This window comes from Pseudoxanthomonas composti, assembly GCF_004122095.1.
GTDB classification, from domain to species: domain Bacteria; phylum Pseudomonadota; class Gammaproteobacteria; order Xanthomonadales; family Xanthomonadaceae; genus Pseudoxanthomonas_A; species Pseudoxanthomonas_A composti.
Map to the genome: position 1 here is coordinate 50,901 of NZ_SAWZ01000002.1, position 12,049 is coordinate 62,949.

The 12,049-nt window shown below is 66.9% G+C and carries 14 protein-coding genes; 5 read left to right on the forward strand and 9 right to left on the reverse strand.

Annotated elements, in window-relative coordinates; genetic code table 11:
- The first annotated feature begins 75 nt into the window (after positions 1–75).
- Both EPA99_RS03530 and EPA99_RS03535 read left to right on the forward strand, forming a co-directional pair.
- Positions 76–1,641 carry a fumarate hydratase gene (locus EPA99_RS03530; protein WP_129469829.1) on the forward strand — a complete coding sequence of 522 codons (1,566 nt, stop codon included), beginning with the start codon at positions 76–78 and terminating at the stop codon, positions 1,639–1,641.
- A gap of 590 nt (positions 1,642–2,231) precedes the next feature.
- Positions 2,232–2,867 carry a glutathione S-transferase family protein gene (locus tag EPA99_RS03535; protein ID WP_129469830.1) on the forward strand — a complete coding sequence of 212 codons (636 nt, stop codon included), beginning with the start codon at positions 2,232–2,234 and terminating at the stop codon, positions 2,865–2,867.
- 155 nt (positions 2,868–3,022) lie between these two features.
- Here the strand turns inward: EPA99_RS03535 and EPA99_RS03540 are convergent, their stop codons facing one another.
- The 5 genes from EPA99_RS03540 to EPA99_RS03560 all read right to left on the reverse strand — a co-directional run bounded on the left by EPA99_RS03540 (position 3,023) and on the right by EPA99_RS03560 (position 7,562).
- Complete coding sequence (locus EPA99_RS03540) at positions 3,023–4,150, reverse strand: sterol desaturase family protein (protein WP_129469831.1); 1,128 nt, start codon at positions 4,148–4,150, stop codon at positions 3,023–3,025.
- A 74-nt stretch (positions 4,151–4,224) separates the two neighbouring features.
- On the reverse strand, positions 4,225–4,593 hold the full coding sequence (gene arsC / locus EPA99_RS03545) for an arsenate reductase (glutaredoxin) (RefSeq protein WP_129469832.1): 369 nt from the start codon (positions 4,591–4,593) through the stop codon (positions 4,225–4,227).
- Complete coding sequence (locus EPA99_RS03550) at positions 4,593–5,735, reverse strand: phospholipase A (protein ID WP_129469833.1); 1,143 nt, start codon at positions 5,733–5,735, stop codon at positions 4,593–4,595. The genes arsC and EPA99_RS03550 overlap by 1 nt, the downstream gene beginning before the upstream one ends.
- A complete protein-coding gene (locus EPA99_RS03555) occupies positions 5,732–6,997 on the reverse strand; it encodes a phospholipase D-like domain-containing protein (protein WP_164978549.1) in 1,266 nt (421 codons plus the stop codon). Before EPA99_RS03555 ends, EPA99_RS03550 begins: the two co-directional genes overlap by 4 nt.
- 79 nt (positions 6,998–7,076) lie before the next feature.
- Positions 7,077–7,562: a DUF456 domain-containing protein gene (locus EPA99_RS03560; protein ID WP_129469834.1), complete on the reverse strand. Its 486-nt coding sequence runs from the start codon at positions 7,560–7,562 to the stop codon at positions 7,077–7,079.
- Positions 7,563–7,784: 222 nt separating this feature from the next.
- Between EPA99_RS03560 and EPA99_RS03565 the strand changes: the two genes are divergently transcribed.
- Entirely contained in the window at positions 7,785–7,994 is a 210-nt protein-coding gene (locus EPA99_RS03565) for a cold-shock protein (protein WP_129469835.1), read from the forward strand.
- 107 nt (positions 7,995–8,101) lie between these two features.
- Here the strand turns inward: EPA99_RS03565 and EPA99_RS03570 are convergent, their stop codons facing one another.
- Positions 8,102–8,569 (reverse strand): glycine zipper 2TM domain-containing protein, encoded by a 468-nt coding sequence (locus EPA99_RS03570; protein ID WP_129469836.1) that lies wholly within the window; start codon positions 8,567–8,569, stop codon positions 8,102–8,104.
- A 145-nt stretch (positions 8,570–8,714) separates the two neighbouring features.
- Positions 8,715–9,131, reverse strand: a complete 417-nt coding sequence (locus tag EPA99_RS03575; RefSeq protein WP_129469837.1) for a hypothetical protein — start codon at positions 9,129–9,131, stop codon at positions 8,715–8,717.
- Positions 9,132–9,221: 90 nt separating this feature from the next.
- Between EPA99_RS03575 and EPA99_RS03580 the strand changes: the two genes are divergently transcribed.
- Positions 9,222–10,055, forward strand: coding sequence for a tRNA threonylcarbamoyladenosine dehydratase (locus tag EPA99_RS03580; RefSeq protein WP_129469838.1), 834 nt, complete (start codon positions 9,222–9,224; stop codon positions 10,053–10,055).
- A 6-nt stretch (positions 10,056–10,061) separates the two neighbouring features.
- Here EPA99_RS03580 and EPA99_RS03585 read toward each other — a convergent pair whose 3' ends face one another.
- A complete protein-coding gene (locus EPA99_RS03585) occupies positions 10,062–10,829 on the reverse strand; it encodes a TatD family hydrolase (protein WP_129469839.1) in 768 nt (255 codons plus the stop codon).
- 2 nt (positions 10,830–10,831) lie between these two features.
- The gene (locus tag EPA99_RS03590) at positions 10,832–11,032 is read right to left on the reverse strand and encodes a DUF6116 family protein (protein ID WP_425479169.1); all 201 of its coding nucleotides are present in this window, start codon (positions 11,030–11,032) and stop codon (positions 10,832–10,834) included.
- A gap of 191 nt (positions 11,033–11,223) precedes the next feature.
- On the opposite strand from EPA99_RS03590, the gene EPA99_RS03595 reads away from it, so the two are divergent.
- Entirely contained in the window at positions 11,224–12,018 is a 795-nt protein-coding gene (locus tag EPA99_RS03595; protein ID WP_129469840.1) for a glycine zipper 2TM domain-containing protein, read from the forward strand.
- Positions 12,019–12,049 lie beyond the last annotated feature (31 nt).

Here is a 12,049-nt window from a genome sequence, read left to right on the forward strand (position 1 = left end):
GTGACAGCGGGCGGCCAGCCAGTTTGGCCTAAAATGACGCGATCCCATCTCCCCTTCGCTAGCGTCGAGCCAGCCATGAACCTCCACACCCACGCCGCCGTTCCCGCGTCCACCGCGCCCGTGTCGATCCGGCAGGAAGACCTGATCCAGTCCGTCGCCGATGCCCTGCAGTACATCAGCTACTACCATCCCGTGGACTACATCAAGAACCTCGCCGCGGCCTACGAGCGCGAGGAGTCGCCGGCGGCCAAGGACGCCATCGCTCAGATCCTGATCAACTCGCGCATGTGCGCCGAAGGCCACCGCCCGATCTGCCAGGACACCGGCATCGTTACCGTGTTCCTGGAAATCGGCATGAACGTGCGCTGGGACGACGCCACGATGGGCGTGGAGGACATGGTCCACGAAGGCGTGCGCCGTGCCTATAACCACCCGGACAACAAACTGCGTGCCTCGGTGCTGGCCGATCCGGCCGGCAGGCGCACCAACACCAAGGACAACACGCCGGGCGTGGTCAATGTCAAGGTCGTGCCGGGCAACACGGTGGAGGTGATCGTGGCGGCCAAGGGCGGTGGCTCGGAGGCCAAGAGCAAGTTCGCCATGCTCAATCCCTCCGACTCCATCGTCGACTGGGTGCTCAAGACCGTGCCGACCATGGGCGCCGGCTGGTGCCCGCCGGGCATGCTCGGCATCGGCATCGGCGGCACCGCCGAGAAGGCGATGCTGCTGGCCAAGGAAGCACTGATGGAGCCCATCGATATCGTCGACCTGCAGGCCCGCGGGCCCTCCAACCGCGCCGAGGAACTGCGCCTGGAGCTGTACGAGAAGGTCAACGCGCTGGGCATTGGCGCCCAGGGCCTGGGCGGCCTGACCACGGTACTGGACATCAAGGTCAAGGATTACCCCACCCACGCCGCCAACCTGCCGGTGGCGCTGATCCCCAACTGCGCGGCGACCCGCCACGCGCACTTCACCCTGGACGGCAGCGGCCCGGTGATGCTGGACCCGCCCTCGCTGGAGGACTGGCCCACGCTGACCTACAACCCGCAGGGCGCGCGCCGCGTGGACCTGGACACCATCACCCCGGAAGAGGTGGTGAGCTTCAAGCCCGGCGAAGTGCTGCTGCTCAACGGCAAGCTGCTGACCGGCCGCGATGCCGCGCACAAGCGCATGGTGGAGATGCTCAACCGCGGCGAGGCACTGCCGGTGGATCTCAAGGGCCGCTTCATCTACTACGTGGGCCCGGTCGATCCGGTGCGCGATGAGGTCGTCGGCCCGGCCGGCCCGACCACGGCCACGCGCATGGACAAGTTCACCAACCAGATCCTGGAGCAGACCGGCCTGCTGGGCATGGTCGGCAAGGCAGAGCGCGGCCCGGCCGCCATCGAAGCGATCCAGAAGCACAAGTCGGTGTACCTGATGGCGGTCGGCGGCTCGGCCTACCTGGTCTCCAAGGCGATCAAGGCGGCCAGGGTGTTGGCGTTCGAGGACCTGGGCATGGAGGCCATCTACGAGTTCGAGGTCAAGGACATGCCGGTGACCGTGGCGGTGGATTCGACCGGCGAGTCGGTGCACAAGACCGGCCCGCGCCAGTGGCAGGCCAGGATCGGCAAGATTCCGGTGGTGGTCGAACCGGCGTAAGCGCAGCGGGCCAAGGCTGGCGCAATCGCTCGACCAGGGCCGGGGCCATGCTCCGGCCCTGGTCGTTTCGGTGGGCACCCGGCACGGCACCAACAGCGCCGCACCCGTGCGCGCCACGGCGCGATGGGCGATGATCGGCACAGACGAAAGGGAGCACGTCATGCACGCCCTGGGCCGTTGGATGCTGTTGTTGGCGCTGGGGCTGTCCTCGCCCATCTGGGCAGGACCGCAGAGCTCGGCGCCTCAGCCCGCCGCGGGCGAAAGCCCTCCCGTGCAGGATGAGGCCTCGCAGGCGCTGGCCCGCAAGTTAGCGCGCACCACCAGTTCGCCACCTCCGTCGGATCGTTGTTTCGCCCAGTGTCAGCGTGGCAGGCGTGAGTGCGTGGTGGCGCCGTCCATCAGCGACTCGGCGTGCAGGAGTCGCCTGGCGCCGCGCGGGAAGTCATGCCAGACCCTGGGCGATCCGGCCGCACGCAACAACTGCCTGTCCGAGACCCTCAGCTGCCAGACGCGGGGCAATGTGGACACCTGCGAGGCGCGCCTGCGAAGCTGCCTGGCCGCCTGTACCCCCTAGACCTTCCGGAGCCCCCATGTCCGTCACCTTGTACGGTTCCCCCAGCACCGCCGCGCTGGTCGTGCACTGGCTGCTGATCGAGTTGCAGATCGAGCACGAGTTGGTCCAGCTGGATTTCGAAAGGCAGGAGCACAAAACCCCGGCGTACCTGGCGCTCAACCCGCAAGGGCGCGTGCCCACGCTGCTCCTGGACGGCCAGGTGCTGACCGAATCGGCCGCCATCGCCCTGCACCTGGCCGATCTGCATCCTCAGGCCGACCTGGCCCCGGCGCCGGGCACGCCGGAACGGGCGGCCTACTACCGCTGGATGTTCTTCTGCGCCTACACGCTGATGCCGGCCTACCGCGACTGGTTCTACCCGCATGAGCCGGCCGGTGCGGACCAGGCCGAGGCGGTGCGGACCAGCGCGCGCGCCTTCCTGGAGAAGGCCTGGCAGGAAGTGGATGCCCATCTCTCGACCCATGGCCCCTACCTGTTGGGCGAGCAGCGCAGCGCGGCCGATTTCGTGCTGACCATGCTGATGCGTTGGTCGCGCAACATGCCGCGCCCGACCGACACCTGGCCGGCCCTGCATCGGCACGCCAAGCTGATGAAGGCGCTGCCCAGCTTCGCCGAGGTCTATCGCCGCGAAGGCCTGACCGACTGGACCTGAGCCACCGACGCGTAACCCGGGCCGCCCTGTGGCAGCGGCTTCTGTGGGAGCCGCTTCTGTGGGAGCGGCTTTAGCCGCGAAGGGGCGTTACTAGGAACGCCCCTTCGCGGCTGATGTCCCGGGGCCTATTGAAAGAAGCTCCCGGCCCGCGCCATTCAATCCACGTACTCATCGTATTTTCGACCGCGCTGGAACGGCATCAGGTGCTGCTTCAGCAGCCCGCGCGGCACCGTCTCCAGATTCATCACCCCGTACTCCTCCGGCCAGTCGGTGCGCTTGGGCGGCAGCTTGAAGGTGCCCATCAGCATGTCCACCAGCGGCAGGTGGATGGCGTAGTTCACGTCCAGGTAGTCCTTGTGCCGGGCGTGATGCCAGTGGTGGTAGCGCGGCAGCACCAGCACGTATTCCAGCCAGCCGAAGCGTACGCCCAGGTTGGCATGGGCCAGCACCGCCTGCAGGCCGACCAGGATCACGTAGGCATTGACCGCCGATGGCGAAAACCCCAGCACCAGCAGCGGCAGCAGCACCACGCTGCGCGTCAGGACGATCTCCACCACGTGGATGCGCGAGCCAGCCAACCAGTCCATCTGCCGGCTGGAGTGATGCACCGCGTGGAAGCGCCAGAGCCAGGGCACGTTGTGATACGCACGGTGCAGCAAGGCCTGGGCCAGGTCGGCCACGAACACCGCCAGCAGGAACTGCGCCCACACCGGCAGCGACTGAATCGAGGCCTTCAGGCCAGGAAAGGCTGCCAGTCCGGCGATGGTGGAGGTCGAGGCCGTCACCAGGATCAGGATGAACTGCACCAGCACGTGGCTCATGAAGAAGTAGCCCACGTCGGTGCGCCAGCCGGGGCGCAGCGGCGAGAGCCGGTGCTGGCCCAGGTAGCGTTCCAGCGGCACGAACACCAGCGCCGAGAAGAACAGCGAGATCACGAACCAGTCCAGCCCGAGCGAGTAGGGCGTCTGGCCGATGGCATCGAACTGCACGTTGGTGCCGCCCAGCAGCACGGCCAGGGTGGCGCTGCCCACCCCGACCAGGGCGATGCGCTTGTTGCGGTCGCGCAGGATGGCCAGCGTCCCGAGGATGAAGGCCGCGCTCAGCCCGGCCAGCAGCAGGTGCCGCGCGAACTGTTCGCTGTAGACGGCGCGGAACTCCTTGCTGGTCAGCAGTTCCGGGAAGTGGAAGCAGGCGACGGCCAGCAGGCTCAGCACGCCCAGCAGCGCAGCCGCATAGGCGAAGAACGAGCGTCGAACGCGCGCCGAAGGCAGGGAGGCGGCCATGACACGATCCTTGTAGTGGGGCGGGCGCCGGCGATGGTACGCCACCAGGCGCATGTCTTGCGCTGCCTGCGGGGTCAGGGCAGCAGCGCGTCCACTCGTTCAGGCGGCCGGCACAGGCGCACGCCGCGCGGCGTGAACACCAGGGGGCGGTTGATCAGGATCGGATGCGCCAGCATGGCCTGGATCAGCTGCGCCTGGTCCGCATCCTGCAGCCCAAGCTCGGCGAACACCGCCTCCTTGCTGCGCACCAGCTCGCGCGCGTCCAGACCCGCATCGGCCAGCACCTTCCGCAGCGTGGCCTCGTCCGGCGGGTCGGCCAGATAGTCCACCACAGTTGGCTCGATCCCGGCATCGCGGATGCGCTGCAGCGCCCCGCGCGAGTTGCCGCAGCGCGGGTTGTGCCAGATCGTCACCGGGAACGGGTGCGCAGCCCCCTGCGCCATCAGAACCACTCCAGCAGCGACACGCCCAGGCCGATGTAGGTGGCCTTGTGGTTGTAGTCGATCATGCTCTCGCCATAGCCGTGGAAGACCTCCAGGTGCCCGCGCAGGTTGCGGTCGATGGGAAAGCCCCAGGCCAGCTGCACCGCACCGTGGGACTCATCGCCGCCGCGCAGCGAATGCCGGCCCAGCAGCGACAGCTCATGCCCACCCTTGCTGTAGACCAGCAGGGCATCGCCGCGGCCCATGTAGTTCTCGATATCCGGATTGTCGTCGTCGTTGCCATCGGGGATGCGCCACCACGGGCGCACCACGAAGGCCCAGTTCTCACGGTCCAGCCCGGCCGACAGGATCACCCGGTTCCAGCTGCGCGAAAGCGGGTCGCCGCGGCCGTTGGACTGGTGATTGAGGCTGATGCCGGTCATGCGGCCATGCCAGCCGCCGAGCGAATAGTTGTTGCGGAACACCAGCATCACTTCCGGCTCGTAGTTTGTCTCGCGGAACGGCCGGGAGGCCTCGCCGTTGTAGACCTGCCAGCGCGAGCTCTGGGTATACCCGCCCCAGATATCGCCGTTGTCGCCGAAGAGGTTCTCCACGAACTTGGTCTTGAAGCTGATCTGAAACTTGGCCTCCTCGCGCTGCAGGTCCTGCGGCGTGGTGACGGTATTGTCCGGATTGGGCGAGGACGGGGTGTTGTTGATGTCGCTGGTCCAGAACATCGGCAGCAGGTAGGTCGGCTTGTAGGCGCGCATCTGGAACACGCCCAGCTTGGAGTCCTTGGCCAGCTCCCAGCGGCTGTCCAGCAGCGAGCCCTTGCCGGCGTTGGCCTCCACGTCCAGCTCGTGCGCGTACAGCGCGCCCTGGCGCCTGGTCGTGGCGGCCGAGGCTGCCTCCGCGGCGCTCTGATCGAGCGCGCGCTTGCGCTCGGCGGCCTGCGCCGCGGCGGTGTCGGCCGCCTCGGTGCTGCTGGGCGCGCGATTGAAGGCGGTGTCGTAGCAGGTCAGGCGCGCGGCGTCGGCCTGGATCGCCAGGCAGGCCTCGGGCGTGGCCGGCTTGGGCATGGCGTCCTGGGCCTGCGCCGCGCAGGCCAAGCCCAGCGCGGTGGCCAACAGGCTGAAGGTCGGAAAGAGGGCGTGTGCGTTCATACCTGGGACTTGAAGGGAAGGATGAAGGTCTCGGCCAGTTTCTCTCGCATCGGCCGCTGCCGCCAGCGCTCGTACGTGTACGGCTGGGCCTGGGCCATGTCCGCCTCGAACACCTCGGTCATCTGCCGGGCCATGGCGCGGTCGTACATGTTCAGGCTGGCCTCGTCGTTGAGGCGGAACGAGCGGATGTCGAAGTTGGTCGAGCCCACCGAGACCAGGTAACCATCGATGATCAGCAGCTTGGTGTGCAGCATTGTGGGCTGGTATTCGTGGATCTGGATGCCCGCCTCCAGCAGCGGCCCCCAGCTGGCGCGCGAGGCCAGCCGCACCGACAGCGAATCGATGTGCTTGCCGGGCAGCAGCACCCGGATCTGCACGCCGCGGTCGCGCGCCTGCAGCAGCGCCTCGGTGATCAGCGCGTCCGGCACGAAGTAGGCCGCGGCCAGGTCGATCTGCCTGCACGCCGCGGCGATGGCCAGCAGGTACATCAGGTGCATGCTCTCGCTGCCGCCGGCCGGTGAAGCCAGGAACAGGTGCGCGTCGGTCTCTCCGGCCGGTTCCAGCCGCGGAAAGTAAGTGTGGCCGTTGAGCACGCGGCCGGTGGTCTTGATCCAGTTGTCGTTGAAGGCGGCCTGCACCTGCGCCACCACCGGGCCCTCGATGCGGTAGTGGCTGTCGCGCCAATGGTCCGGGTCCTGGGCATGGCCCATCCACTGGTCGGCCACGCCCACGCCACCGGTGAAGCCGATGCGTCCGTCCACCACCAGTAGCTTGCGGTGGGTCCGGTTGTTGACGCGGCCGATGTTGTACCACCGGAGCGGGCGATAGCGGTGCACCTGCACGCCGGAGCTTTCCATGGCCCGCATGAGGGTCGTGTCCATCTTCAGGCTGCCGCCCCAGTCGATGGTGACGTTGACGATCACCCCGGCCTTGGCCCGCTCGCACAGCGCATCGCTGAACTCGCGGCCGATGTCGCCGGACCAGTAGATGTAGGTCTCGAAGGCGATGGTGTGCTGCGCGCCGCGGATGGCGGCCAGCATCGCCGGGAAAATCTGCTCGCCGTTGTGCAACGGCTCCACGCGATTGCCCGGCAGGACCGCAGGACCCAGCAGCACCGACATCTCGCGCTTGAACTGTGGGTCCTCCACCCCGTGGCGGTGGGTGGGGATGTGCTGGAGCTTCTTCTCCGGCGTGGTGAAGTTCATCGCCACCAGCACGATCAGCAGGGTCGCCGCGACTGCGCCCACCACGATCCAGACCATGCGTTACGTCCTTCGTTCGAGCTTCCCCGTCAAGAGAACAAGTGTGAACAGGCGGGCGTGAAGGGCGGTGAAGGCGCCGCTACAGGAACCAGGCCAGCAGGAACCACCCCAGCATCGCAAAACCCAGGCCCAGCTTGAGCACCATGCCCACCACCATGCCGATCCAGGTGGCCAGGCCGACCCGCGCAGCCAGGTTCAGCTTTTTTCCGTGCCAAAGCTCACCCAGCAGCGCGCCAAGGAAGGGCCCGGCGACGATGCCGATCGGCCCGAAGAACAGGCCTGCCACCGTGCCCAGGGCCGCGCCGACCAGGGCCTTGCGGCTGGCGCCGACGCGTCGGGCGCCCATGACGGAAGACAGGATGTCCACCACCACCGACAGCGCGGTCATGACCCCAAGCACCACCAGGCTGACCCAGCCCACACGCGCGAAACCGTCCAGCCAGGCGGCCAGCAGCATGCCCAAAAACGTGACCGGCAGGCCAGGCAGGACCGGCAGGATGATTCCCGCGATTCCGACCACCATCAATACGGCCGCGAATATGTAACCGACCACCTCCAAATCCATTAATAATTCCTTTAAATTCAGTGGCTTGTGCGCGCCCGGTTAATCGTTGCAATTTGTCTGACAGCGCGCTAGTGTTCGGTCTGCTGTCGTTGCCAAGGTCACCGAGAATCGTGGCCTGATGCGGTAGATCGATGATCCGCTACATCGCAGTACCTCGCTTGCTCCTTGCAACCAGCCGCCGTCCCCCAGGCGTTCAACCACCCGTTCCAAGGAGATGTACAGATGTCCGATCGCGAGCAAGGTACCGTCAAGTGGTTCAATGACGCCAAAGGCTTTGGTTTCATCAGCCGCGAGAATGGCGAGGACGTGTTCGTCCACTTCCGCGCCATCCAGACCCAGGGCTTCAAGAGCCTCAAGGAAGGCCAGAAGGTGAGCTTCACCGTCGTGCAGGGCCAGAAGGGCCTGCAGGCGGACGCTGTCCAGCCAGTCTGAGCCATCCATACCGGGCGCGGACCCCTGACTGCAAACGGTAGAAAAGCCCGGCCTTGGCCGGGCTTTTTTTGTCGCAAACGAACGCCGAGATAATGCGCCTTACGCCATCAGCGCAGAATCACCCGGCCGTTCACCACGCGCACATAGGTATTTTCGCGAATGCCGGCGAGGTCACGCTGGTTGATCACCACGGTGCGGCCATTGTCCATCTGCACATGGATATCGTAGGTGTCGCCGGTCACGCGCTTCTGGATGGCGTTGCCCGCCACCGCGCCGCCCACGGCTCCCGCCGCGGCCGAGACGTTCTGGTTGCCCTTGCTGCCGCCGGTCTTGTCGGAGATCTCGTGGCCCGCCACCGCGCCGACGATGCCGCCGAGGATGGCGCCGGTGGCCGACGGCGCGGTGCGGCCGGAGGGCACCGTGTCGATACGCGTGACCAGGCCGCAGTCGGCGCATCCCCGTGAGGAGTAACCCGGGGCCGGGTTGGAGTATCCATAGCCGCCGCTGGGTGCGGTAGCGCAGCCGGTGACACCGACGACGGTGATCAGGGCGGCCAATGCGATGCGCTTGTTCATTGCAATCTCCGTGGGCTGGTGGCCCGCTACGATGGGATGCAGCCCGACGGGGCTGCGTGTCCCGGATCGTGTTGCGTGTGCAATGAACTACGCGTCAACCGGCCGCGGCTGACACCGGATGCGAGGACGCGGTGTTGCCGGCAATTCAGCCAGCAAAGTCCTGGTGGCATGCCTGGCAGGCCTCGCCGATCTTGCGGTTGGCCGCCTCGATATCGCCGCACGTGCCCGGGGCGGCGGCGATGGCCGTGTCCAGCGTGCCGCGCAGCTTGCTGGCGTGCGCGCTGAAGCGGCTGTCCTCGGCCAGGTCGGGGAATGCGGTTTCCAGGTCGTTGCCCATCGCACGCAGGGACTGCAGGCGCGGCAACGCATCGCTGGTGGTGCAGCGGTTCTGGGTCACGCGCTGCTTCAGCAGGTCGGTCTGCTTGGCCATCACCTGCATCACGCTGTCGGGGAACGGGTCGCGTCGCGCCTGCAAGGCGCGCATGGACACCACGGTCAGCACGATGCCGACCACCAGGCCAAAGATGAAGAGAAAGAGATAGCGGCTGGCGTTGCTCTGCATGGACCTGGCTCCGGGCGGGGTGGGTGATGGTGCAGGGTGGGGCGTCTACACTATGCATTCTTCGCCATCGCCTGCCGCGCACTGCCTGAGATGTCCGCCGATCTTGAACGCTTCGCTGGTATCGACCGCCTGTACGGACAGGGCACGGTCGATGGCTTCTCGCGCGCCCGGGTCGCCGTGGTCGGCATGGGCGGGGTGGGCTCCTGGGTGGTGGAGGCCCTGGCGCGCACCGGCATCGGCCACCTGACGCTGATCGACGCCGACGACATCTGCGTCTCCAACACCAACCGGCAGTTGCCGGCCCTGGCTGGGCAATACGGCCGCAACAAGGCCAAGGCCATGGCCGAGCGCTGCCTGGCGATCAACCCGGCCATTGAGGTCGATGCGGTCGAAGCCTTCCTGTCCGCTTCCAACCTGGAGGCACTGCTGGACCGGCAGTTCGATCTGGTCATCGACGCCTGCGACAGTTTCCGGGTCAAGGTCGAGGCCATCGTCTGGTGCCGCCGTCGCAAGCTGCCGGTGATCACCGTGGGCGCGGCGGGCGGACGCACCGACCCGACCCAGGTTCGCGTGCGCGACCTGTCGCGCACAGAGCATGATGCGATGCTGGCATTGATCCGCAAGAAGCTGCGCGCCGAGTTCAACTTTCCCAAGAACCCGCAGCGCTACTTCGGCGTCTCGGCGATCTATTCGCTGGAGAACGTGCAGTATCCCCAGGCCGACGGCACGGTCTGCGGCATCCGCCCGCAGCTCGGCGCCGATGCCGCGCTCAAGCTGGATTGCGGGGCGGGGCTGGGCGCTGCCACCCACATCACCGGCGCCTTCGCTTTCGCCGCCGTCGGCAAGGCGCTGGAGATCCTGCGCAACAAGCGCCGGGCTGCGTCGTCCGCCGTGTCGGCGCCACTGGAAGTCGAGGCGAGTTGAGCCGCTTCAGTTCGGCAGCCGGAACAGGTCCCGGGCATTGCGCGAGGTCTGCTCTGCCACCGTCTGCGGCGACTGCCCGCGTAGCCCGGCAATGACCTCGCACACGTAACCCAGCCGCGCCGGTTCGTTGCGCTGGCCGCGGATCGCCGCATCCGGCTGGTCCGGCGCATCGGTTTCCAAAAGTAGCTGCTCCAGCGGCATGCTGGCGACCAGGCGCCTCAGGCGCTGGGCACGTTCGTAGGTGACCGGGCCGCCAAGGCCAAGGTAAAAGCCCTGTTTCCACAGTTGCGCGGCCTGCTCGGGGCTGCCTGAGAAACTGTGCACGACGCCGCGCAGACCGCCGACCTTGCGAAGCGCGGCGATCACCTGGTCCACCGCGCGCCGTGCGTGGATTACCAGGGGCAGGTCGAAGTCCTTGGCAAGCCGCAGCTGGCCCTCGAAATAATGCTGCTGGTCCTGGGCGTCCAGCCCTTCCACGAAGTAATCCAGTCCGCATTCGCCGACCGCCACCGGGCGCTCGCGCTCCAGCCACTGCGCCAGTTCGTCCAGATGCGCGGGCCGATGCGCCAGCAGGAAAACCGGGTGCAGGCCATAGGCTGGGTGCAGCCCGGCATCGGTGGCACAGACCTGCTTGAGCTTGGGCCAGCTGGCGCAGGTCACGGCGGGCACGATCTGGTGCCGGACTCCGGCACGACGGGCGCGGTCGAGGACGTCGTGACGATCGGAATCAAATTCGCCGGCATCCAGGTGGCAGTGGCTTTCGATCAACTCCATGGTCAACGGCGCTGGGCGACGTCCGTCTTGATCGGGGCCGGGCCCCCGCGCCGCTTCCAGTTGGCCAAAAGCAAGGTGCCCAGTCCCAGCACGATCTCATCGAGCAGGGGGATCGGATCCAACGGCCACAACACGCTGACGGCGAAGGCCACCGCCGTCACCTTGAACAGCGTCGGATAGCGCAGCTTTCCAGCCCAGCGCATCAAGGGCAGCAACAGGAGTTTGGACAAGACGCAGTCCCGCTCGAAGATGACCGCAACGCTATCACGGAGCGGAGGGCGTCCCGTGTTTAGCTTCCGTGTAGGGAACAGGACGTCCATGCCCGTCTTTGTTCAGGCTTGTCATGCTGGAATTCGGCATCGATCAACGCGGGCGGTCCGCACGGAGGATCACGATGAAGTCCACAACCACGACAGCCTTGATTGCCGCGGGTGCCTTGCTGGTCGGCGGCGCCGCGACCGCAGCCTTCATGAGCCACCGCTCCGCGCCCGGCGCTGGCATCGAGGGTGGCATTCCGACCGATTCGGCGGCCCTGCAGGATGGCCGCAGCGACGCGCTGCCGCAGTTCGCCTATGCCGACATTGTCAAGGTCGACCCGGTCACCGAGAAGTCCAAGTTATATGCCACGGTCATCGGCACCGAGCCCGTGCGTGAAGTCACTACCACCTCGACCCCGCGCGAGGTCTGCAACGACGTGGTCGTGCAGGAGCGCCTGCCCGAGCGCGACGGCAACGTCGGCGGCACGGTGGCCGGCGCCCTGATCGGCGGCCTGGTCGGCAACCAGTTCGGCAGCGGCAATGGTCGCAAGGCCGCCACGGTGGCCGGTGCCGCCGCAGGTGGCTACGTGGGCAATCGCGTGGACCGCAACCACGTCGGTGGCCGCGTGGTGAACCGCACCGAGCGCCAGTGCCATACCGAGAACACTGCTTCGGAGAGCTCGCGAGTGACCGGTTACAACGTCACCTATCGCAACGAAGATGGCACCACCGGCACCATGCGCATGTCCGACAAGCCGGGCAACCGGATCGCCATGGGCAATACCGACGAGGTGGTGGGTTATGACGTCACCTACCGCCTGGACGGCCAGGAAAAGGTGATTCGCATGGACGACAAGCCGCAGTCCGACCGCCTGCCGGTGGTGGACGGCAAGGTCGTCGTCCAGGCGCAGGACGGCACCATGCGCAGCTGATCGTGGTCTCCGCGATTGCCTGACGGAAAGA

Coding starts and splice junctions, on each gene's coding strand:
- EPA99_RS03585 (WP_129469839.1), bottom strand. CDS start 10,829: ATGGAGTTGATCGAAAGCCACTGCCACCTGGATGCCGGCGAATTTGAT.
- EPA99_RS03555 (WP_164978549.1), bottom strand. CDS start 6,997: ATGGTCTGGATCGTGGTGGGCGCAGTCGCGGCGACCCTGCTGATCGTG.
- EPA99_RS03530 (WP_129469829.1), top strand. CDS start 76: ATGAACCTCCACACCCACGCCGCCGTTCCCGCGTCCACCGCGCCCGTG.
- EPA99_RS03595 (WP_129469840.1), top strand. CDS start 11,224: ATGAAGTCCACAACCACGACAGCCTTGATTGCCGCGGGTGCCTTGCTG.
- EPA99_RS03540 (WP_129469831.1), bottom strand. CDS start 4,150: ATGGCCGCCTCCCTGCCTTCGGCGCGCGTTCGACGCTCGTTCTTCGCC.
- EPA99_RS03590 (WP_425479169.1), bottom strand. CDS start 11,032: ATGCGCTGGGCTGGAAAGCTGCGCTATCCGACGCTGTTCAAGGTGACG.
- arsC (WP_129469832.1), bottom strand. CDS start 4,593: ATGGCGCAGGGGGCTGCGCACCCGTTCCCGGTGACGATCTGGCACAAC.
- EPA99_RS03570 (WP_129469836.1), bottom strand. CDS start 8,569: ATGAACAAGCGCATCGCATTGGCCGCCCTGATCACCGTCGTCGGTGTC.
- EPA99_RS03535 (WP_129469830.1), top strand. CDS start 2,232: ATGTCCGTCACCTTGTACGGTTCCCCCAGCACCGCCGCGCTGGTCGTG.
- EPA99_RS03565 (WP_129469835.1), top strand. CDS start 7,785: ATGTCCGATCGCGAGCAAGGTACCGTCAAGTGGTTCAATGACGCCAAA.
- EPA99_RS03575 (WP_129469837.1), bottom strand. CDS start 9,131: ATGCAGAGCAACGCCAGCCGCTATCTCTTTCTCTTCATCTTTGGCCTG.
- EPA99_RS03560 (WP_129469834.1), bottom strand. CDS start 7,562: ATGGATTTGGAGGTGGTCGGTTACATATTCGCGGCCGTATTGATGGTG.
- EPA99_RS03580 (WP_129469838.1), top strand. CDS start 9,222: ATGTCCGCCGATCTTGAACGCTTCGCTGGTATCGACCGCCTGTACGGA.
- EPA99_RS03550 (WP_129469833.1), bottom strand. CDS start 5,735: ATGAACGCACACGCCCTCTTTCCGACCTTCAGCCTGTTGGCCACCGCG.